Source organism: Ehrlichia ruminantium, assembly GCF_009728835.1.
Lineage (GTDB): Bacteria > Pseudomonadota > Alphaproteobacteria > Rickettsiales > Anaplasmataceae > Ehrlichia > Ehrlichia ruminantium_B.
Window position 1 is genome coordinate 25,631 of sequence record NZ_CP033455.1, and the last position, 23,597, is coordinate 49,227.

The 23,597-nt window shown below is 29.1% G+C and carries 18 protein-coding genes and 1 tRNA gene; 5 read left to right on the top strand and 14 right to left on the bottom strand.

Translation table 11 applies throughout. From position 1 onward, the window contains the following. Position 1: 1 nt before the first annotated feature. Positions 2-943, top strand: coding sequence for a quinolinate synthase NadA (gene nadA / locus EDL80_RS00125; RefSeq protein WP_158406199.1), 942 nt, complete (start codon positions 2-4; stop codon positions 941-943). A 183-nt stretch (positions 944-1,126) separates the two neighbouring features. Here the strand turns inward: nadA and EDL80_RS00130 are convergent, their stop codons facing one another. Continuing rightward, complete coding sequence (locus tag EDL80_RS00130; RefSeq protein ID WP_158406200.1) at positions 1,127-1,504, bottom strand: ferredoxin family protein; 378 nt, start codon at positions 1,502-1,504, stop codon at positions 1,127-1,129. 221 nt (positions 1,505-1,725) lie between these two features. Here EDL80_RS00130 and EDL80_RS00135 point away from each other — a divergent pair, with 221 nt between their 5' ends. Beyond that, positions 1,726-2,583, top strand: coding sequence for a hypothetical protein (locus EDL80_RS00135; RefSeq protein ID WP_158406201.1), 858 nt, complete (start codon positions 1,726-1,728; stop codon positions 2,581-2,583). Positions 2,584-3,260: 677 nt separating this feature from the next. Here EDL80_RS00135 and EDL80_RS00140 read toward each other — a convergent pair. The 11 genes from EDL80_RS00140 to EDL80_RS00190 all read right to left on the bottom strand — a co-directional run bounded on the left by EDL80_RS00140 (position 3,261) and on the right by EDL80_RS00190 (position 15,594). Next, positions 3,261-5,633: a type IV secretory system conjugative DNA transfer family protein gene (locus EDL80_RS00140; RefSeq protein WP_158406202.1), complete on the bottom strand. Its 2,373-nt coding sequence runs from the start codon at positions 5,631-5,633 to the stop codon at positions 3,261-3,263. 41 nt (positions 5,634-5,674) lie between these two features. After that, positions 5,675-6,673 carry a P-type DNA transfer ATPase VirB11 gene (gene virB11 / locus EDL80_RS00145; protein WP_158406203.1) on the bottom strand — a complete coding sequence of 333 codons (999 nt, stop codon included), beginning with the start codon at positions 6,671-6,673 and terminating at the stop codon, positions 5,675-5,677. 21 nt (positions 6,674-6,694) lie between these two features. Further along, complete coding sequence (locus EDL80_RS00150; RefSeq protein ID WP_158406204.1) at positions 6,695-8,056, bottom strand: TrbI/VirB10 family protein; 1,362 nt, start codon at positions 8,054-8,056, stop codon at positions 6,695-6,697. Positions 8,057-8,077: 21 nt separating this feature from the next. Beyond that, a complete protein-coding gene (gene virB9 / locus EDL80_RS00155) occupies positions 8,078-8,881 on the bottom strand; it encodes a P-type conjugative transfer protein VirB9 (RefSeq protein ID WP_158406205.1) in 804 nt (267 codons plus the stop codon). Then, the gene (locus tag EDL80_RS00160) at positions 8,865-9,563 is read right to left on the bottom strand and encodes a virB8 family protein (RefSeq protein ID WP_158406206.1); all 699 of its coding nucleotides are present in this window, start codon (positions 9,561-9,563) and stop codon (positions 8,865-8,867) included. The genes virB9 and EDL80_RS00160 overlap by 17 nt, the downstream gene beginning before the upstream one ends. A gap of 152 nt (positions 9,564-9,715) precedes the next feature. Next, on the bottom strand, positions 9,716-10,837 hold the full coding sequence (locus EDL80_RS00165) for a GTP cyclohydrolase II (RefSeq protein WP_158406207.1): 1,122 nt from the start codon (positions 10,835-10,837) through the stop codon (positions 9,716-9,718). Positions 10,838-10,857: 20 nt separating this feature from the next. Continuing rightward, positions 10,858-10,947, bottom strand: a tRNA-Leu gene (locus EDL80_RS00170). Between the two features lie 1,408 nt (positions 10,948-12,355). Beyond that, positions 12,356-13,462 carry a methyltransferase domain-containing protein gene (locus EDL80_RS00175; RefSeq protein ID WP_158406208.1) on the bottom strand — a complete coding sequence of 369 codons (1,107 nt, stop codon included), beginning with the start codon at positions 13,460-13,462 and terminating at the stop codon, positions 12,356-12,358. A gap of 82 nt (positions 13,463-13,544) precedes the next feature. After that, a complete protein-coding gene (locus tag EDL80_RS00180; RefSeq protein ID WP_158406209.1) occupies positions 13,545-14,024 on the bottom strand; it encodes a hypothetical protein in 480 nt (159 codons plus the stop codon). Between the two features lie 88 nt (positions 14,025-14,112). Further along, complete coding sequence (dapF, locus tag EDL80_RS00185; RefSeq protein WP_158406210.1) at positions 14,113-14,910, bottom strand: diaminopimelate epimerase; 798 nt, start codon at positions 14,908-14,910, stop codon at positions 14,113-14,115. A 252-nt stretch (positions 14,911-15,162) separates the two neighbouring features. Then, on the bottom strand, positions 15,163-15,594 hold the full coding sequence (locus EDL80_RS00190) for a hypothetical protein (protein ID WP_158406211.1): 432 nt from the start codon (positions 15,592-15,594) through the stop codon (positions 15,163-15,165). A 1,146-nt stretch (positions 15,595-16,740) separates the two neighbouring features. Between EDL80_RS00190 and EDL80_RS00195 the strand changes: the two genes are divergently transcribed. Beyond that, entirely contained in the window at positions 16,741-17,925 is a 1,185-nt protein-coding gene (locus EDL80_RS00195) for a phosphoglycerate kinase (RefSeq protein WP_158406212.1), read from the top strand. Positions 17,926-18,981: 1,056 nt separating this feature from the next. On the opposite strand, the gene xseA is transcribed toward EDL80_RS00195, so the two are convergent. After that, positions 18,982-20,148 (bottom strand): exodeoxyribonuclease VII large subunit, encoded by a 1,167-nt coding sequence (xseA, locus tag EDL80_RS00200; RefSeq protein ID WP_158406213.1) that lies wholly within the window; start codon positions 20,146-20,148, stop codon positions 18,982-18,984. Beyond that, on the bottom strand, positions 20,145-20,798 hold the full coding sequence (locus EDL80_RS00205) for an MJ0042-type zinc finger domain-containing protein (protein WP_196492739.1): 654 nt from the start codon (positions 20,796-20,798) through the stop codon (positions 20,145-20,147). The genes xseA and EDL80_RS00205 overlap by 4 nt, the downstream gene beginning before the upstream one ends. A gap of 277 nt (positions 20,799-21,075) precedes the next feature. Between EDL80_RS00205 and dapD the strand changes: the two genes are divergently transcribed. After that, a complete protein-coding gene (gene dapD, locus EDL80_RS00210; RefSeq protein WP_158406215.1) occupies positions 21,076-21,930 on the top strand; it encodes a 2,3,4,5-tetrahydropyridine-2,6-dicarboxylate N-succinyltransferase in 855 nt (284 codons plus the stop codon). 345 nt (positions 21,931-22,275) lie between these two features. Beyond that, positions 22,276-23,595, top strand: a complete 1,320-nt coding sequence (gene mnmE / locus EDL80_RS00215) for a tRNA uridine-5-carboxymethylaminomethyl(34) synthesis GTPase MnmE (protein ID WP_158406216.1) — start codon at positions 22,276-22,278, stop codon at positions 23,593-23,595. Positions 23,596-23,597 lie beyond the last annotated feature (2 nt).

Below are 23,597 nucleotides of genomic sequence, written 5' to 3' on the forward strand. Positions count from 1 at the left end.
AATGAAAGAATTTAATGTTGCACAACTATCGAGTGAAATACGTAGTTTAGCTGAACACAGTAATGCAGTGATTCTTGCTCATTATTATCAGGACCCGGAAATACAAGATATAGCTGATTTTATTGGTGATTCTTTGGAATTGTCTAGAAAAGCTGAAAGTACAACAGCAGATATTATTGTATTTTGTGGTGTGTATTTTATGGCTGAGGTTGCTAAAATTATTAATCCTGGAAAAAAAGTCCTATTACCAGATTTAAATGCTGGGTGTTCTTTAGCTGATTCTTGTGATGCTAAGAGTTTTAAGAAATTTCGTGAATTGCATAAGGACTGTGTTTCAATTACATATATAAATTCCTCTGCTGAAGTAAAAGCATATTCTGATATAATTTGTACTTCTTCAAGTGCTGAGAAGATTATAAGGCAGATACCGGAAGATAAAAAAATTCTATTTGCTCCAGATAAATTTTTGGGAAGTTTTTTAGAAAAGAGAACTAATAGAAAATTTATTTTATGGCCTGGTACCTGTATTGTACATGAAAGTTTTTCCGAGAAAGAGTTGATAAATATGATGACTAGACATAATAAAGCATATGTTTTAGCGCATCCTGAGTGTCCAGAACATTTACTGAGACATGCTCATTTTATTGGATCTACGACTCAATTGTTAAAATTTTCTTCTGAAAGACCTAATTCAGAATTTATTGTGTTGACTGAAGAGGGGATTATTCATCAAATGAAGAAAATGTCTTCTGGAAGTACTTTTTATACAGTTGGTACTTCTTATGAAGTATGTAGTTCATGTAATAAATGTCCACATATGAGACTAAATACTTTAGAAAAATTGTATTTGTGTTTAACAAATGGTTATCCTGAAGTTACTTTAGATACTAAAATTAGTGTTATGGCTAAAGAATCTTTGGATGCTATGTTAAGGATGACGTAGTATTGATATTATCATTATTAGTATAAAAAATACTAGTGTAGTTTAGAAATACAAGGTATTATTAATTACTAGTATGTATATCTTTTCTTTGTATTTATTATTTGATAATACACTCTAAAGCTGTAGTTGCTTATTAAATTCTAAGAAGCAATATAGCATGATGCTTGTATAGCAGGCAGCTCATTATGTATTCAAATTTTCTTCAAAATAAATTGACTTATTTTTCTTATACTTATAAGATTCTGCTTCTGAAAGGGCTGACTTGCGGGAAGTTATATTTTTCCACTTTTTAGAAAACTCCCTATTTATTTCATAAAACTTCTTAAAACTTTTTTGCTCATCATTTAATGCACTATCCTCAGATTCTAAAACATCTTTTATAGAATCATCTGCTATGATTGCATCTATTGGACATTCAGGTATACATACACCACAATCTATACACTGATCTGGATCTATGACCAACATATTAGGCCCTTCATAAAAACAGTCTACAGGACAGACTTCAACGCAGTCAGTATACTTACATTTTATGCACCTATCCGTTATAAAATGTGTCATAACAGGTTTATTAATAGTACCGTAATTGTTTTTATTGTAATGTTTTTCCTTTATAAGTTCAATTAATATTTTTTATTGATCATAAATTGTTGGTTGTGATATAGAATAGCAAATTAAATCTGTTTTTATATTCTAACATAATTATATAAGATTTGATTGTTCGTATATAAAGCTGATTTAAGTAGGGTATCAAGTGTTTTTAATATTTTAAGGAAGATTGTATGGATATTGATGATTATAATAGTTTAAGTTCAAACAAATTAAGTGTTAATGATTTATTTGGTGTATTTGATAATGCTCTTAGTCAGGTATTAAGGGGAGTGTATAATCGATTGTCAGGTAAAGGTAGTAAGACGAATTCGATATTAGAAGAACAACATTCTTTATCTCAAGAGTTGAAAGAGGAAATACCACAAATTCCAGTACACCATGAGTCTGTATTAGGTAATGAAGGATCTGAAGAGGCGGCACCTGAAGAAACCCCAGTGGAACATGAATCTGCATCAGATGATGAAGGATCTGAAGAGGCGGCACCTGAAGAAACTCCAGTGGAACATGAGTCTGCATCAAGTGATGAAGGATCTGAAGAGGCGGCACCTGAAGAAGCTCTAGTGGAACATGAGTCTGCATCAAGTGATGAAGGATCTGAAGAAGCAGCACCTGAAGAAACTCCAGTGGAACATGAGTCTGCATCAGGTGATGAAGGATCTGAAGAGGCGGCACCTGAAGAAGCTCCAGTGGAACATGAGTCTGCATCAAATAATGAAGAAGCTGAAGAAGCGGTACCTCAAGCTCCAGTAGTAGAAACTAAAGAAATACAGATTAGTCTTATTGAACAAAAACCTCTTATTATGCAGTATTACTTATGTAATGTAGTAGATGGCAAAACTGTGTGTGAGTTTCAGCGAGAAATGACATTGCTTGGTATTAATTCTGTTAATAATAATAATGGTATTATGAAGTGTTGTAACCTAAAAACCTCCGGTGTAGCTGACAACTGTTTACGTCATGGTGAACATGCTGATATGCATCACAATGACAATTGTCATTATCATTCTGATAATGTCACATTTGCTTAAATATTAAGAAGAAGAGTTATATTGACGATATAATGCATTAGTAGGTAATACTTTTCTATAAGGTATTACTTACTTTTGTTTAAGGTATGTGTAGAACATATAGTGTGTAATTTTTGTTATTTTGTAGTTATAGAAAAGTTATTTGTTACGTATATAACTCAAAATATGTATGTTAAAAAGTTGAACAAGTTTTTAGAATTTGTCATGTATATTTAATATAGTTTTATACGTCTTTGGTTTTTGGTATGGTTCAATAATGATATTTGTAGCTGCATAGGTTCTACAGAAGTAGAGTAAATTATGTGTATTGAATTTAATTTTTTACGGTATAGCCCATAGTTTTTTGTAAGAAAAGTGTATGGTATGTTTATCAAATGAGTATACTTACAATTTCTTTTTTTGTAGATAGTATAATAATTATGTTATTAATAAATTTGTATTATATGAGAGATTTGATTATGTAGTTTTTCTGATAATTTGTGTATACGAGCTTGACTGTTATTTATGTCTTTGGATTTGCATTACAGATTAATTGAGTTTTATCTAGGGTGTTTTACTTGTATACTGTATACATCACCTATAAAAGTTTATTATAGAATATGTTTACTAGTGATTAAAACTATAAGGTAAAAAAGTTTTAACAATATTCTTCTTGTAGATAAGCTGCTAGTACTTATTTAGCTTGGATTCTTCTTACGAGAATATTTTCTCTTTTTAGGTGGATTGTCATCTTGTTCTTTATCATCTTGAATGTCATTATTTTCGTGATGATAATCACTTTCCTGCTTATTGTTATTGTTGTGCTTTTCTTCTTCGTAGTCTTGATTATGGTATTCGTTTTGATCTAAAGCATCGTCAGCTGTAGCGTCATCATAATAATCTGCATCTTCTGTATCTGTCTCTTCGTCTATGTGCATATCAGTGTTATTGTTGTCTTCATTTTCATATTGATCTTCATTCTGGTCTGTACCGTTTTCATTATTATTTTCATACTCATAATAATGTGCATTTTGGTATTGGTCACTGTCATCTATATCTTCTTCAATCTTCTCTTCATCTTCTATTTCATCGTCTTCATATTCATCTAACTGATGGTCATACATGTCATCTTGACTTTCATGGTCATCGTCATCAAAGTCGTGATTATAATCTTCATCTGTGTATTCGTCTAAATCGTCAAAATCAAAATCGTCATCATCATAATTATCAGATTCTTCTACGCTTTCATACATTGCGTTTTCTTGACTATCATTTGTATTGTCAGGAATACTACTTTCAAGGCTTGGTATGGTATTTTCGTTTTCTTTATATGTTGGTTTAACATTATTAGGATCGTAAGGTTCTTGAGTAGGAACAAAAGTACTTTTTAATAATTTTTTTGTAAAGTTTTTGTCTTCGAAATATTTTATCTTTTTTGATTTTATAGGATAAGTTGATTCTATTAAAAGTATTTGTTCATCTCTAGGTAGCATTATTACTTCTTGTGGTAGTAGTAGAGCTCGTTGTGTTTCTGATATGTGTAATGAACGAGATGCTGGATTAAGATCTAAAAATTTTGGTCTATTTAAAGATTCTTGATTAACGGTTTTATTTCCTATTAGCTGTGATATTAGGTTAGCAGTTTCAATGTTGTTTGCTGCAAAAGTAATTCGGTAAGTAGAATTTGATAGGAATGAGTTCATTCCTGCTTCTTCATATATACCTTTTAACTGTTCTGTATCTTGAATTATTAAAAATAGTCTGACTCTATATCCACGGAAGTATGCAATACCAGTTTGAAATTGTTCCATTTTTCCAAGTGTTGGAAACTCATCCATTAAGAAAAGTACACCGTATGGTTCATCATCTGAAGGTAAAGTCCTGCATAGAAATTCTGTAGCTTGTTGGTAGAAAACCTGCATTAAAGGTCTAAGACGAGTTAAGTTATCTGGTGTTAAACCTACATATACTGTAACTTTTTTTCTTTTAAAGTCTTGAATATTAAAATCACTGGATGCTGTGGCTGTGTCTATTAATGGGTTTGCCCATAACTCTAAAGATGAGTTCATTGTTGATACTACACCTGAACGTTCTTTATCAGCTTTTTGTAGAAATGCAGCTATATTCATATATGCAACTGGGTGAATTTTTTTCCCTATTGTATCTAATACTACTGCTAAATTATATACAACATCGTCACTACGCATTGTGCGTACAACTTCTCCAAAAGATTTTACTTTTTCTGGAACTGCTAGTAGGTATAGTACTACTCCTACAAATAAGCTACGTGCTTCGTTATACCAGAAATCTTGTTCTGGCATTATTAGATTAGCAATTTTCTGTACATCATCGACCATTTGTCCAGGTTTAGAACTTATCCAATCTAATGGGTTATAACAATGACTTATTCCATCTGGTTGTGCTGGATTCCATACAAAGACCTCTTGGCCTCTTTTCTTTCTCCATCCACTTGTTAATTCGTAGTTTTCTAATTTTATATCATGTACTACTACAGAATCTTCCCAAAACAGTAAGTTAGGTATTACAAATCCTACCCCCTTTCCAGAACCGGTTGGTGCGAATAATAATGCGTGCTGAAAACCGTCAGCAATTAAATATCCTCTTTTATCTTTTCCTAGTAGTATACCTTTTCTACTACGCAAACCTATTTTGCGTATATCTTTTTCTGTTGCCCATCTAGAATCACCGTGTAAGGATTCTTTTTTCTTGAATGGTCTCCAGTCGAATAGTATATTTCTTAAATTCCATAGTATAGTGCTTAGAATACCTATTGGTATTATTAAAGAAACGCCTAGTTTTGATAACAGTATTGCATCATATGATGAAGGATTATGCCACCAGTGTTCTACATATGTAAAAATTGTAGGCCAAATTCTATCTGGAAAGTCGTGAAAACTAGGGTTTATCGTGTTGAAATCTAGGTAATCTGGTCCCCATACCATTAAAATAAATAGTACTCCTGATAAATAAAAACAAAACTCTAGACCAAAAAATGCACCTAGAAATAGAAATAAAATGTTGCGAATATGATTTGCGCTTGTACTATCCATAACAGTAATAACTTACATTATATAAAATATATATATTTAATTTAATCATCTGTCCGTAAAGATTTAGTGAACAATATTTCTGATACGTATCGTACACCTGATGAACCACGTTTTAATTGTATTACAATATCTACTATATTAGTTATGTAATTAATGATTTGATCAGGAGGAATACCAAGACCTGCTTGCATCACCATTAGTTTTAATTGTTCAAGAGCCATCATTGGTGTATCAGCATGTAAAGTAGATATGGACCCAGGATGTCCTGTATTGATTGCTCTTAAGAAACTAAAAGCCTCTGCTCCACGTAACTCTCCCACTATTATTCTATCTGGACGTAATCTTAAACATGCTTCTATTAAATCTTGAATACTTACTTTAGCCCTACCTTGTCCTCCTTTAGATGTAATAAGGTGAACTCGGTTTGGATGATTGTTTAAAACAATTTCTCTTGCGTCTTCTACGGTAATTAACCTTTCATCTTTGGGTATAGTGCGTAATGCTGCATTGGTGAAAGTTGTTTTTCCCGTTGATGTACCACCACTGATTATTATGTTCTTCTTGTGCAATATAGCATGCTCTAAAAATTCTTTAATTTTTTTTTGCTTTAATAATTCATTTAGTTGAATATCTATATTATTTTGTTTGTTTTCTGTTATAGCTTGATCGAATGCTCCCATTTTTTCATAGTCATCTAGTGAAAGTTGCATAGCTGATGGTTTCCTTATTGACATGGCTACTGCATTTGCTTCACATGCCGGAGGAAAAACTATCTGTATACGATAACCATTAGGTAAAGTTGCTGATAATAGGGGATTTTCTTCACTAATTTTTTGTTCTGTAGCTTGAGCAATTAATCTTCCTAATGCTTTTAGATGTGATAAATTGAGCACTGGTATGGATTCACAACGTATGTTTCCTCTATTTTCTATCCATACCTCGCATTCTTGGTTTATAGATATTTCATTTACTCCTTCTTCCTGAAAGAGAGCCTGTAATGGTTCGAGGTATGTATTTAAAGCTGCATAACTTGTTGTCATATAACCCTTCTCATCATTATATTAGTTTATCACATTTATTTCACGTATTGCTTCCTTTGGAAATACAATATCTTTGTTAACAAATACTTTTAATAAAGTACCTTGATCAACATATATTGTAGGATTGTTGTTTGTGTACTTTTGTATAATATCCTTAATAGATTGTGAGAAATCATCTACTGCTTTAGATAAGATTTTTACAGGTAATGTAGTTTTTGTTTTTTCTTTATCCTTATCCTTATCTTTATCTTTGTCTTTACCCTCGCCTTCTGTATCCTTACCTTTATCCTCACTTGACTTTAATTCTATAATTGGGTGATCATTTAGTTCAGGGATTTTTGAAGTCACATATGATGTTGCTATAGATACACCTGCAAGTAATATAGTGGAAGTTAATATACTACCAATTTTTGTATCAACAACACCTGATGCTCCTTGTCTTCCTAACTCGTCTGTTCCATTAGAGTCGAGTGCTATATCAACTCCATGAGGTAAAATTACTCTATTCCAGGATATGTTAACCCTAGTTTTTCCTGGACTTGAGTTGAATGAGTAATTACCTATTAATCTTGATCCTTTTGGTATCATAACTATGTTATTAGATTCAGAATAGACGTCACGTGCTACTATTCCCCTTAATGTGCCTTGTAAATCAGAATTGATTGCAGTTTCTAATACTACATCAATTATTTTACCTTGTAAGATTGTTAGTTCTAAGTTGTTTATTTTTGTTGCTACTACATTAGGAGAAGATGTTGGTTTAAATGAGATTACTGAATCTACAAAGTTACCAATTTTATTTTGAGAATCGGTATCTTCTTCATTGCTACTTTCAGCTGTTATATTTTGTCCTCCAGACATAGTAAGCATTGATGTTGCTCTTCTTTCTTTATCATATCCTGCTGTTGTTGGTGTTATAGGGGTAACTATTTCTACATTATTTTGGGTCGGTAAAGGTATTTTTATTTCTGGTTCTGGTTTTGTTTCAATTTTTTGTGAAGGTGTAGGTAGCTTTTTTTCTTTTTGTACAATTTTTGGTACTTCTAGTACCTTAGGTTTTTCAATAGATGGTATTGATGGTAAAGATGGTGATACTAAAGGAGGTAACTCTGGTAGTTGAGGAGGAATATTTGTCATTGGAGATACTTCTTGAGCTGGTGGTGTAGAATCTTTTAATAATTTTTCTATGTCTACTTCTTGTGTTGACTTTGATGTATTGTTTGGATCATCTGTTTTTTTGCCGTTGAAAAAAAAATAGTAGGTTAATCCTGATACAACTATAAGTGCTCCTACTATAATAGCCTTTTTTCCTTTGTGTGTTCCTACAATATTGACACTTTCTTCAAGTTCTGTATTGTTATTATTGTGATTTTCTTCTGACATAGTGTACCATAATGAATTTTATTATAAATGTTTGTTGGTAATGTTTATGGATTCATTTTTATACTGAATATACAAATTTTTGTGTACACCTTTTATTATTACATAATTTTGCAATAATAGCATTTTACAGGGTACCTTTTGACCAGAACTATTATATACAAATATTTGAGGAATAATTTGATTGTTATTTGCAAACTTAAAATATGTCAACTTACCATCATCAAATAATTCTACTGGTGATATTTTATTATCTCCTGTTGCGTTGTCTATAGTATAATTATATTTTGTGGAATTGGGTTTTATTATTACATTATTAACTCTGGGTACAGAAACTTCTGGTAATTTTATTTTATTTAATTCAAATTCTTCTTCGGTTTTTGGATAATAGAAACGTACTATGTAAGCTAAATCTCTTAATTCAGAATATCCAGCATCATTTTCCTTTTTGTCATTAGTGGAGTTATTTTCACTACGGCATATTAAATCAAAAGCATAACTTCTTCCTTTGCTAGTTTCTATTAACATATTTGTTTTACCATTTTTTTCTAATGGCATTATAAATAATTTATTCCCTATTGGTCTAACTTTCCAACTTGCAGTATCACCCATTGCTAACATTTTGATAGTTTCTCCTTTTGAAAACTCTATATACGAGTGATAGCCGTAATTAAATACTACATCATAGACTTCATTGTCACTGTATACAAAAGTTTTTATTCTACTATCTACTGCTATAGGATTGTTATTCTCATTAGCAGCACATGGATTATTACTTATTATAACTAATGCTAATAATACTGTAAAAATTTTATAAAAATTCATCATCTGCCCTATAGTAAGTTATTTGAAATCCTAGAGGATTAACTTGGCGTTCTTGCTCGTTCATTTCTAGAGTTGCATATTGAAATGACAGAGTAGCTATCCTATCTTTTTTTACTATTCCATTTGGAGTATTAAACTCTAAAGAAAATCTTATTTGTACATTTCCTGGGCGTAAGTGTTGTAAAGATCTAATTTTTAAGGTTCCTGAAGTTACATTTGCGTATAAATTTAAAGGACTTGCTGGATTACTTAATCTTGTCCATCTACGAAATTCTGCATATGTTGTTTGGTCAGAAAGTAACCTAACCTTTGTATAATAATTGTATTGAAAATTGTTAGGATCAAAAAGTTCTCTTGATCTGACGTATTCTATTATAAAGTAATTGTTTAGAACTTCATCTGCTGAATATTGTTTTACTGAGATTGGATTTACTAGTGTTGTAATACCGGATTTTTTTTCTATTTCTACTACGAATGGTTCTATTGTTCTACTTTTGCTTATATTAGAAATAACAAAAACGCTAATTCCTACTGTACATAGTGCTAACATGGTAAGGAATAGTAAGATATTCCTTTGTACTATAATGGAACTATAACGACTAACATGCCAGCTATGTGTATCCAAATTTTCATTTTGTGATATACTATCTTTGCTTACCTTGTTCTTTTTTCCAAATTTAAACATACGTATCATTAACCTTATAGTTTAAACTGTATCCCTATGGTAGAAAGATCAAAAGATCTAAATCTATCACGGTTAGTCACTAAAGCGTATATATACCCTATTTATTTACATCAGATTAACAATGATATGTAAAAATAGCATAAAACATTTTCTTAACTAACGTGGCCCAGTCTTTTAGCTTTGGTATTGATATAATTAATATTATGTTGATTTATGTCAACAAAAATAGGTAATATTTTTGTAACTTCTATGCCGTATTTCTTCATTTCTTCATTTTTGTAAGGGTTATTAGTTAATAATTGCAGTTTTAAGATTCCTAATTTTTTTAATATTTTTGCAGCTGCGATAAATACTCTTTCATCATCTTCAAATCCAAAAAACCTATTCGCATCTACAGTGTCAAAGTTATATTTGATTTGTAATTGATAAGTTCTTATTTTGTTTGTTAGTCCAATACCACGACCATCTTGTGCTAGATATAAAATTATACCACCTTTGTTTTCTATCATTAATTTTATAGAAGTATGTAATTGAGAACGACAATCACAGGATAAACTGTTAAGCAAATCGCCTGTGTAACATGAAGAATGAATTCTCACAAGTGGATTGTTATAATCTGGTTCTCCTATAATAAGTGCATAATGTTCAAGTTCTCCTATATCTGACCTGTAAATATTTATGCTTGCGTTTACATTAGCATCACAACAACTTTTTAAAAATAACGGAGAACTACATACTTCATATAACTGATATTCTTGATTATAGTTATCGATAATTTCTTGTTTTATGGGAGTGATATTATATTGGTTACACCATTGTAATATATCGTGATGTTTGATATCAATTATGACTGCTGAGGGTAATAATTTTGTCAACTTAATTAAAGAAATAGCTGTTATATCTAAAGAATTTGTACTGATGGTGGTACTATTGATATCGATAAGATCGTGTTTATCGTGTAATTCTTTTCCTGTTAATAGGTTAGATATATAATCTATAGTGTAGGACTTTTTAAGAGTAATCCTAGAAAGCTGATTTCCTGACGATTGATGAATAAAATTCAGTCTATTTCCAGTGATTAATATATAAGCACTTTCAGGTTCGCAATATTTTTGTATTTTGTGTAATACTTGACTATCAATTAATTCGCTTGGAAAAACAAGCAGATTATTTTTATTATTGTATAATAGTACCGGAATGTTAGATCTTAATTCTGCTATAGATTTTTTGATAATGTATTTATTGGAATTAAAATTATTTAGTAAGTTTTCCATATTGTGCTCAAATATTACAATGGTGCGGTTGAGAAGATTCGAACTTCCAAGGTCTTTTTTAAACCACAGCGACCTCAACGCTGCGTGTCTACCAATTCCACCACAACCGCGCTACAAGTGCTATGGTTTTTAATTCTAAATAAATTTGTCTTGTGTGTCAACGCACCTTGTTAATTTAATAACTTTTATCTAAGTTTAAAAATGCAGTTTTGTAATTGTATAATTATTAAACTTTTTATATTGTGTATACTTTATGTGGTATTGTTCTAGTGCTCATAATTGAAATGTTAGTGTGATTTAACAATCTTGTTTATAAGAACGGAATTAATATGTACTTTAAACTTATAAAATGTAGTATTGAGTATTTTATTTGTTATAAATTTATTTATGCAAATAGTTTTTAAGTAAAACTATAACGACATAGCATACAGGTGTATATTTTGTTATAAAATCTTATTTGCGATTTTTTAGATCTTGGGAATAACAAATGTATTGATAATATAAGTTAAATATATTAAAAACTGCATGTTTATGTTATATTATTATATAAAGGTTTAAATATTAAGTCATAAAAATTATACAAATTTATTGTTTAATGTTACCTATGTAAACAAGAGGACTTATACATGATTATTAACTAAGAATAGTATTTTGGCGGCAAAGTTTTAGAATCTATATTATTGAATTATATTGTAAATATTACATAACTTGTGTAAAAACTAATTTTGTAAAACTTGTAAGCGTATAAAAACTTTCAAACTAAAATTATACAAATTACATACATCAAATTTCAAGGATAATATGTGTTTGTAAAGCTGAGTTAGGTGCTTGTTTATATTTGATGAAAATTTTATGATGATTTAGAGTGGTGATATGTATTAAAGATGTGTTTGTATTTTATGATTAATTTGTAAGGATATTTTAATGTGGGAATTGATATTTTAATCAACGTTTTGAAAAATGATGTGATAACACTAGTATTCCTACATGTATCAATATGGGATATATAATATATTTAGTGTACAAAGTTTTATGTTAGTATAGTAAAATATTTACTTTGTAATTTGATATTAAGTAACTTTGTGAGTAAAGTGTAAGTTCATTAGTTGTTACTGTCTAATATTTTTAAAATTTAAGTTACAGATGTAGGTACTTTTTTAGTTTGTATTTGTGTTTAATGGTAATATTTAATTACCTATAGATTTAAGGTGTGTTTTATATTCAGTCTTTAAATTTGCTTAGATATTTTTTAATTGATATGTTACTTTTGTGTTTCGCTTTTAGAGATATTTAGTGATTGAAATATATTAGAATCAGAATATAATATTATGTATACTTACGTGTAGAGTTTTATAAAGTAGTTTGTAATATACATTTGTTTTGTAGGTAGAAAGTAGGGTTATTTTAATGCTTTATAATTGAAAATAATGATGTTTGTGTATTATTATTGAGTAAATATACTTAGTTAATATGTTGTGAGTTGGATAAAAACATAAGTATGCATGGCACTATACTTTCTTATTTTAGTGGCACACTTTGTGTACTAGAATTAGAGTTAGTTGTTGATTTTTGAAGTTGAGCTACAAATAATATGCCTTCAACCTGTGATCCATATATTTTGCAATGACTAGAATAGCTACATTCTAATTCTGATTCTTTAATGGATGATTTTATATACTCATCTGAATGACAAAAGAAGTCGCCCTCGCTGACAAATTGAAGACCTGGCCCTTGTTTTTTACGTACAAGTCCAATGATTATACCATCTGGTTCTAGTGCTGTTTTTAATAACTTAAATATGTAATGTAAACTGCCAACGTACTGTAATACTTCTGTGAGGATAATGACATCATATTTTTTCTTACCTTGGTTTTTTTTAAGGAAATCATAAATACTTATGTGTATTAGTTCATTATAGGCTTGTTTTCCATTTACAAAACAGCCCCTTGCTATGTTTATCATCTTGCTTGATAAATCTATACCTGTTATGTGGTTCCCGATATTTTTCATTTTTAAAAATTGACCACATACACCTGTTCCGCATCCAAGGTCTAGAATATTTAAGAGTGCAGATTTATCCCCAAAAAAGTTTATTATTAAGGATTTTACATATTCATATGCTTTATATTGCTTAGCTATCAACCAATACTCTACAAAATGTTCTCCTGTATAATCGAAATATTGTGCTATAATATTTTCAGGGATACTTATTATACTCTCAGGATTATTTAATTTGTTAAGATAATATACTGCATCTGCATAGTTATTATCTAACTCTATAGCGCGCATAAAATTTTGTTTTGCCTTTGTTATTTTTTGTAAAGCAAAATAGCATCTTCCTAGGTTGTAGTATACTAATGGTAATTTAGGCTTGAAAAGTTTAATAAGAGAAAATCTAAGTTTTGCGTCTGATATGTTACCTTTATAAAAGTGATATAGGCCAAGGTCAATGTTAGTTTGTAATAAATTTTTTAATTTGTTTTGCAGTAAAACCGTCTCTTCTTTCATAAAGATAAATTTATTCTTTATTAAATTTGGAATGCAATGTAACTCCGGTATGACTCTTTTTATACTGGATATTAAGGACAGTATGTTACTTTTTGTAATAAAAAAATTGCTTCTCATGCATTACTCGCCAAATTTTGATTTAGTATTTAATATTAAAGATAGCATAAATATGCTGTAATATATAAGCATAAAAATGTTATTAAATTGGTAGAATGAATTTTTCATATAATTTTCTATGATGTTCTATTGATTTGATAATTATATTTGTTTTAGATGCGAAATCTTTGTACATCTTAGATTCATTCTCTAGCTCATCTTTGTATTGAATACGGTTTAAAGACTTTAGATGTGTATGTAATGCTATGTAATGTACCATACGTATATCTATTAGCCTAGATATTATATCGTTAAAAATATCAAAATTTTTTCCTGTAACTTTTGAGAGTAGAAATAACATTAGTTTAATATTGAAATGCATTAGTATCATAATGTACATTGTGCAACATAGTACTATATTTAAACATCCAATCATTATGGCACGTGAATAGCTGGATTTTTCAGATTCATCTAGTAAAAGCTCTCCATCTTGATCAAACAGTTTTATTTTATGATATAAGATTACCAAAGGTAAGCAGCAGAGAATAAAGATTGCATTTATAATTGCTTCTTTCAATTTCATAATGATTCACCTGTTATCATAAATTATTGTAACATAACTATACGTTGCATAAAAGTGCATTAACTAGAAAAGTGTTAAAGTAATATTACTATATTACTCCATTAAATACATATGATACTACTCCTTCCATTAAAATAGTATTATCGCTCTTATATAATATTAATAGATTGCCGCCTTGTAAATAAATAGTAGCATTAGATTTGGTGTAATTACGTTTTACTGCTGCAACTAGTGTTGCACATGCGCCACTACCACATGATGCTGTTTCTCCGGTACCGCGTTCCCATACTCTAAGTTTAATTTCATCACTAGAAATTATTTGTGCTATACTTATGTTTGCTTTTTTAGGAAATATAGGGTGATTTTCTAATTCTGGTCCTATTTTAGTTAGTGGAATATCATCTATTGAGTCAACAAAGAACACAGCATGAGGATTACCTATGTTTACTCCTACAGGGTAACTAAGAAACTCTGTTTTTATTGGTAAGTATAGAGTATCACATTCTTGTGATATTGGTATATCTTGCCAATGAAATTTTGGTTGTCCCATATTCACTTGTATTTTGTTATGTGATGTTCTACTACATGACAATATACGATCTGATAGTTCAATAGTAATATTATTACTGTGTTTTTCATTACTTAGTAGATAAGCAACACATCTTGCAGCGTTTCCACACATTTCAACTTTGCTTCCATCGGGGTTGTATATGTGCATCAGACAATCAGCTTTTTCTGATGGTGTGATTAAGATGACTTGATCACAGCCGATACCTGTTTTCCTGTTAGCGATTTCTTTGAAATTAATGTTGTTATGCATTTTTTCTCTACAATCAATAATGACAAAGTCATTGAGAGTTCCGTGCATTTTTATGAAGTCTATCACGCATAAAAATAAAAAATAACCTATAATTATTGTGATACATTCTACAGCATTTTCAAATATTTATTTGATTATTTAAGGCACATTAAATAAAATGTGTTTTCTGTAAAAAGTTCCGTATTCCTATAAGAAACTCCATGGTTTACCTATTTAAAGGTATTTTCTAGATTAATAATAAAGACTAGTAATGGTTGAATTATTCTTATTACTTTTAAGTCAGATTAGTGATTTGATGTTAATAAATGCTATGGTTATTTATATATTTATTGAACTTTTAAGTAATTGAGCTGCTTCTTTATGTTCAGCTATAAAACTTTCTTCTATACTTTTTGGAAGTTTTATATTGAAGTTAGTACTAAAGAATTGGGATATATCCTGTAATCTTGCTATGTTATTTTTTTTCTTACTAATAAATTTATATGATGAAATACCTTTCAGGATTTCAATACTGAGCAATTTATTGAGTAGAACTGATTCCATAGTTGTATTGATTCTTAATAATATATTTCCTATTGGGTTGTCTATTGATAAAGATATATCGTAGTCTTTTGGATATACTGTTATTATATATAAGCATGATACTTGTAATAAGTATGTTTGTTTATATTTTTGGTTTTTTACTATTTCCCATGTTATTTTTGTGGTTTTAGTGTCATTTTTATTGTTTATAAATGGAATTTCTGGCATTTATTTACCTACTCAAATCAACTAGTGGATATTATAGATACTGATAGTTAAAAATATGTATAATAGATTGGTTTGTATGTTGAAGTAATGTAAAGATTTATTTTTTGTTATAGTTGTATTAATCTAATATTGTCTATTTTAGTATGTTTTTAAGTATGAAGAGTACTCAAAATTGTATTTTCTGTTTTTATTTTTTTAAGATTATATCAAACGAGTTATAGTGTTATATAACTTTTAATCAGTGTAGACTTTTTATTTACTAATATATGATGTTCTAAGATAATAGAATACTGACTGTCATTGATTTAATTGGTAAATTTAATTCAGAAAATTCTATTTAATATAGTATTTGTATGGTGACAAATTATTTAGTGCTTTAGTAATACTCGTAAGATAATAATATATTAATTGTATGTATTTATATGAAATATATTTCTTATTGATAAGGGTGTATTGTGTATGATGGTATATGTAATTTGTGTTAGTTTCTGAACTTTCTAATATTATAAACAGTCTATTGTAGATTAACTTTAAAATAAATGAGTTTTGTTTCTTACGTTGTATAATAATTCCTTGTAGTACTGCAGAGTGTTTTGGGTGTATATTTTGTATTTTATAAATATAGTTATTATGAGTATATAGTACAACATTGTCTTTTGTGCTTCTTAAATATATATGTGTTAAAATCAATAAAAAGTTTTATATCAAATTTTTCAAACAACTTTTTAATTAGAAGTATTCTTTAGCTGTAAAAATTACATATTTTGTTGATGTTTCAATTGTATAGTACATGTATAAAATATTATTATAGCAATATTTAAAAATAGACTTCGCAAGATAACCATAGTATTTTTATAATGGTATATATATTCAATTTGTTTATTAATGGAATGGAATTAGTATTGAAAATACTGATGTGAGACTTAAAGTTATTTTAAAAGTTAATAAATATTAAGATATTAAAAGCATATCTTAAGTATTTATACTTTAATTAATATATGCTGATATTAAGAATAGAAGTTTGTGTTTTTATTAGAATAAATTTGATTTTGTAATGAAAAACACTTAATAAGTTTTCTATAGTTAATAAAAATATTTAACTATTTTAGTAGTTTATTAAATTATTAAAACAAAAGGTAACTTAATATGTTAAAATCTCATGATTTTGCTTTTGCTAATATGAAGAAAATACAAGATTTTAGTTGTTGTGGTAAAACTGTATTGTTACGTGTAGATTTCAATGTACCAGTAGATAATGGCATAGTTTTGGATGATACCCGTATTGTAAGGTTAACAACAACGATTAAATACTTGTTAAGTAATAATGCAAAGGTTGTGATCATATCACATTATGGTCGTCCTCAATCTTATGATAAGGAGTTTTCTTTAAAATTTTTAGTTGAATATCTGAATAAGATCTTTGCAGCAAATGTGTTATTTGTAGATGGGGTTATAGGTAGTTATGTGGAACAGACAGTGCAGTCTGCTCCTTTGGGTTCTATATTATTATTAGAAAATTTAAGGTTTTATGAAGAGGAAGAGAAAAATGATTTAAAATTTGCAAAACAACTTGCCTTGTTAGCTGATGTATATGTAAATGATGCTTTCTCTTGTATGCATCGTAAACATGCTTCTATAGATGCAATTGCTAGATTATTGCCATCTTTTATTGGGTTTAATTTTCAGGAGGAGCTAAAATATTTGAGTTATGTAGTGTCAAAGAGTGAGAAGCCAGTAGCTGTAATAGTAGGAGGTGCAAAGATATCAACGAAAATTCATATGTTAAAAAATTTAGTACAGAAAGTTGATTTCTTAGTATTGGGAGGAGCGATTGCTAATAATTTTTTGTTGTCACAAGGATTCAAGATAGGAAATTCATTATATGAAAAATTAGAGAAAGATCCTGTACCTGATATTGTTAGTCTTTCAGAAAAATGTGATTGTAAGATAATTGTTCCAGAGGATTATTTAATAGCTAAAAATTTATCAGATAATCAGGTTTTAGTGAAAGATAATAATATGTTAGAGTCTGATGATATTATATTGGATATCGGACCACATACTATTGATTTGATTACTTCTATGATAGAGAAATGTAGAACAATACTTTGGAATGGTCCTGTGGGAATGTTTGAAAAAGAACTTTTCTCCAAAGGAACTTTTAGTATTGCAAAATCATTAGCAGAATTTACTAAAGCAGGAAAACTGAAAAGTATAGTTGGTGGAGGCGATAGTATATGTGCGATCAAATTGTTTGGTTTTTCCAGTGAAGACTTTACTTATATTTCTACAGGAGGAGGTGCATTACTACATTTTTTAAGTCTTGCATAGTGTTATAAGATTTACAAAATTTAGTAATAAATAATATATGGTGGGTAATGGACAGATCATAAAAGTTATAAGCTCACTATTTAATCATACTCCTGTTTAATATGTCTGTATTTTATTGGTATATCTTTGCTATATTTTAATTTCCTATAATGTGTATCTTAGTAATTGGTATATGTTATAGGTGTTGTGTTTGGTTATTGTAAAAAGACATGTATTAAATATTGTGGTTGGTCATATATGGTGTTTACGTAGTAGTGTATTATTGTGTTCTAATCTTATGAGCTAAGTAGTATTAATTTTAGTTATGCAAGTTGCTTTTAGAATTTTTGCATGTGTGTAAGTTATGCAGTATGAAAATATGGTAAAATTAGACTATTGCGCTTCAAGTTATTTTATTTAAAGCAATATTATGTAATCAGCAATGTGTACTTGTATTCTTTTTAAGATTAAAAAGTTATTATGCTGATATGCAATTATTATAGCTTAAGCATGTAAATGCTTTTATTGTAGGGTTTATGAAGTTAATTAGGGATATAAAGATTCTATGGTTGAAATGTGATTAATCTAAGCTGTGTATTATTGAAGTTTGTATATTAGTAGATGTTGTGAAGAATACGTTTCTTTATATTTATAGAGTTGTATAAGTGTAATTCTTATTGGCTTAAGAATTTTTTTAACAAAAGTTACGTACTGTATTAATGGTGTAATGAGTCCATCTATTGAACATGTATGTGCTTAAGTTTATTGCTATCTTACTCAAAAAGTCTTATCAGTAGTATATTATGTTGATTCTTCTTTTGATATTTGTGTAATTTGTAAGATTAAATTTTCAAATTATCATAAGTATTATGAATTAAATGATATTTGGAATAGTATGGGACTTAACTACGTATCATATGTAATATGCTTAATGTATACTGATAATATTTGGAAAGACTATGGGAAATTTTCTTAGGTATTCTTAAATTACACTGAACTAGTTAATATTAAAGAGAACAATTTTTTGTGTAGTAATTGCTAAAAATTAGATGCTAAATATCTTATAAGTAGCAGTTTTTATTCTATTCTAGCTTTTATCAGGCCATCTTTTAGTTCAATCGATATTATGTCATTTGTTTGTAGCTTATTTATACTACTAATGTGTTGATTATCTATATCGTATATTAAAGCATATCCTAATTCCAAGTTCTTTTCTTTATTATGTTTACTTATTTTGTAGTATAGATCACTTAGGTATTGTTTTTTATTTAATAGTATTACTTTTAATAAAATTTCTACTTTGTTTTTGTGTTTAAACATTTGTAGTTTGAGTACTTTTATTTTGTGTTTTGTTATTTCTAGTTGATTGCATAAGTATAGTAATTTATTTCTTTTTGTGTTTACCGAATGATGCAATGCTGCTTTTATTTTATTAAACTTGCTATTTATATGTTCTATTATTTGGGTTTTTGTTGGTAAGATAATTTCTACTGCAGCTGTAGGTGTAGGAGCTCTGACATCTGCTGCATAATCAATTAATGTGAAATCAGTTTCATGTCCAATTGCAGACACTATAGGTATTCTAGATTGAGCTACTGCTCTTACTATAAGTTCATCATTGAAAATCCATAGATCTTCTACACTACCTCCTCCTCTAGCTATAATAATAACATCTGGGCAGTTGATATCTATGTTATTTAATTTAGATATTGCGTTTACGATTTGTATTATGGCATCATTACCTTGTACAAGTACTGGAAAAATAACTATATGGCTTGGAAAACGACTTTTTACCCTGTTTAATATGTCATTGATAGCAGCGCCGGTAGTGGACGTAATTACACCTATAATTCTTGGTAATAAAGGTAATGTTTTTTTGCGAGATTGATCGAATAAACCTTCCTTTTCTAGTTTTTCTTTTCTTTGTTGAAGCATGATATCTAAATTACCTATGCCAGATAACAACATACTTTCTATTATTATTTGATATTTTGATTGGTAGGTTGTTAAAAACCCAATACATACTACTTCTAATCCATTTTTAAGATCTATTTCAATTTTAGTATTATTCCAGCATACAGCGTTAAGTACTGCTTGATCATCTTTGAGGGTGAAATATATATGTCCAGATTTTGGTTGCGAAAGATTACTAATTTCACCTCTAACTTTTATGTGATTAAATGTTTCATGTACTAAGTTTTGAAAGATTTTTGTAATCTCAGTAACAGTAAATTCTAGCATCATAGGAAAGCAATTTCGAAAATGTTACCTATTTTGATTTGAATACTATCTGTGTCTTTTGGTGCATAGTATATAATATGTTCAAACTTATATTGCTTTTTACTTAAAATAATTTCTCTAGATTCATTAATTCTTTCTGATGCAATCATTTTTTTATTTTTGTTGTAGAGTGCAAAATGTATTCCTGGTACAAATCTTTCTTGGTCAGATTCATTTTTAATAGTTCCTTCAACTTTTATTGCAATATTATCACCATTATTTTTGATAATATGAATGTGAGAATCTATTAATTGTATTTGTGTTGTGTCATACATTTCTATGATTCGGTAGATTTTTCTAATGTTATGTGGCATACTATTTTGAAATGTAGCGGATAAGAAAAATGCTAATATAAGCATTACTAGCACGGACAATATTTTTTTTAGTAGGGAAGATTTTTTGTTACCAAACCTAGTCTTACTATTTTGTAAATTAGGGTTTGTAGTTTCTATTATTGGTTGTCTTTCTTCGGAAATAGGTGTTGTTTTTTCTTGTGTCGGTATATGTACCCATGTAGTATTACAGTTTGTACACTTAACTTTCTTTCCATTCACGGGAATTTTGCTATTATCTATTCTGTAAACTGCTTTGCAATTTTTGCATTCTATCCGCATTAGACACAAACTTGTTGACTATACACCTTAATATTATATAGTGCATTATTATGGATATGTCTATAAATGTATGTATCTTAAGAATTTGAAGGTTAATAGTTAACCGTAATATATATTATTATGTTTTTTAAAAATATAAGCCTGTTCTTTTTGTAGTTGCATGTTAAATGATCTATTCAATAATAAATTTTATCTAGTTGGTGTTGCATAGCTTGTTATTTATTCAGTGGTAATCTATAATCAGGATTGATATTGTATAGAATTAAGGCATTAAGATATGGTGAATATTTGTGATTTTAAAGAGATAATAGAGAATGCTTGGTCTGACCTAGCTAATATTTCTACTAATGTTTCTATTAAAGGTGTTATTGATGATGTAATGGATCTTTTAGACCAAGGAAAAATTCGTGTTTCTGAAAAAGTAGATGGACAGTGGATAATTCATGAATGGATAAGGAAAGCAATTCTATTATCTTTTCGAGTATATGATATGAAATTTGGATATGCAGATTCTCCTAATTCAATGCTTGGTAATTTTTCATGGTTTGATAAAATACCTTTAAAGTTTGGTAAATGGAATGCTGACAATTTTAAGCAAGCAAAGATTAGAGCTGTACCTGGAGCGATTGTTCGTAAATCTGCTTATATTGCACCTAGTGTAGTATTGATGCCCAGTTTTGTGAATGTTGGTGCATATGTGGGTGAAGGTACTATGATAGATACTTGGGCTTCTGTTGGAAGTTGTGCTCAAGTTGGGAAAAACTGTCATATTTCTGGAGGAGCAGGGATAGGAGGAGTATTGGAGCCGTTAGGTGCTCGTTCTGTAATAATAGAAGACAATTGTTTTATTGGTGCTCGTAGTGAAATTGTAGAAGGAGTAATAGTAGAAGAAGGGTCAATAATTTCTATGGGTGTATATATTGGTGCATCTACTAAGATTATTGATAGAACATCTGGTGAAATATTTTTTGGAAGAATCCCTCCGTATTCTGTAGTTGTGCCAGGTTCTTATAATAGTGGTAATGTATCAATTTATTGTGCTGTGATTGTAAAGAAAGTTGATCAAAACACTAGGAATAAGGTGTCTATGAATGAACTTTTAAGGGATGATTATACGTCTACAAGTATTTAATAATATTTTAGGTGTGTTTTTTAGTTTATAGCGTTACTTTTTCCAAGTTGAGCTTTGTATTTATATTACAATAATTGTCATTTCCTTTATAAAGTAAATTATTGGGTTGATAATGTGATACACCTGCATAGTAGGTACTAAATATTGGCTTGTTTTTAAAGTATTGTCTCTTGTAGATGTACACTAATATTTAGTGATATTATGTTGGTGTATTTTAAGTAGTAATGTTATATAATAGTTAATGAAAAATTTGCATTGGTTTTTTTGTTTTAATGATATAACTGTACTTTTACTGTATAATTTAATTTTGTAAATAATTGTAAAAGTGTTTTTTAATAATGAATTATGAGTACAATTTTTGCTTTATGTACTCCTTGGGGAAGGTCTGGAGTTGCTGTAATTAGGATTTCTGGTCAGGATGCTATAAAAACTTTTGCGCATTTTAAAGTGAATAGCAATATTAAGCCAAGAGTTGCAACTTTTACTCCGTTATATAATGCTGTACATGAAGTTATAGATGAAGTTATAGTAGTTTATTTTTCTGCCCCTAACAGTTTTACTGGAGAAGATGTTGTTGAATTATATACTCATGGCAGTATTGCTGTTATCAGAATGATTTTGTCTGAGCTTGGAAAAATCTTTGTTCCTGCAGGACCAGGTGAATTTTCACTGCGTGCATTTTTAAATAATAAAGTAGATTTAACTAGAGCTGAAGCTATAGTTGATCTTATTCATGCTGAAACGGAAATGCAGGCTAAACAAGCTATTAGACAGATGTCTGGAGCTTTGGAGAAGTTATATCAAAGTTGGAGACAGCAATTAATTGATATACTGTCTAATATGGAGGCTTATATTGATTTCCCAGAGGAAGTGACAAGTTATGCCATAGAGAACATGAGTTATTTATTGAATGAAATCAAAGAATCATTAGAAAACCACCTTAATGATGGACGTAAAGGGGAAAGATTACGTCAAGGTATTTATGTTACTATTTTAGGTGAACCTAATTCTGGAAAGTCTACGTTATTTAATCATTTAGCTAAAAGGGATATTGCAATTGTATCCGAATATGCTGGCACTACACGGGATGTTTTAGAAGCACATATTGATATTGCTGGTTATCCTATTGTTATTATTGATACAGCTGGTATTAGAGATAGTAGTGATCCTATAGAACAAGAAGGAATAAAGCGTGCGAAGTTAAAAGCTGAGAGTGCTGATTTTAAAATCATAATGTTACCTTATGAAAAGAAGGATACTTTAAATAGTGAAATTATGGATTTAATAGATGATAAATCAGTATGTGTTTTAAGCAAGTCTGATAATATTACTACACAGGAATTAATACGTATTAATAGTATAGATTTTATTCCAGTTTCAGTGTGTTACAATTTAGGTATTGAAAATCTTTTAAGTGCAATACAACGAAAGGTAGAAACAGACTTCATGTTCTGTACTACTAGTCCATTTATTACCTCTGAAAGACAAAGGATGCACATTCAAAATGCTTTAAATATTATAAAAAGTATTAACTTTGAATTACCTATGGAGTTGATCTCAGAAGAATTAAGATTGACTGTACGGGAATTAGAAAAGGTAGTAGGTGTGATTAGTAATGAGGATATATTAGATAATGTTTTTGGAAAATTTTGTATTGGGAAATAATA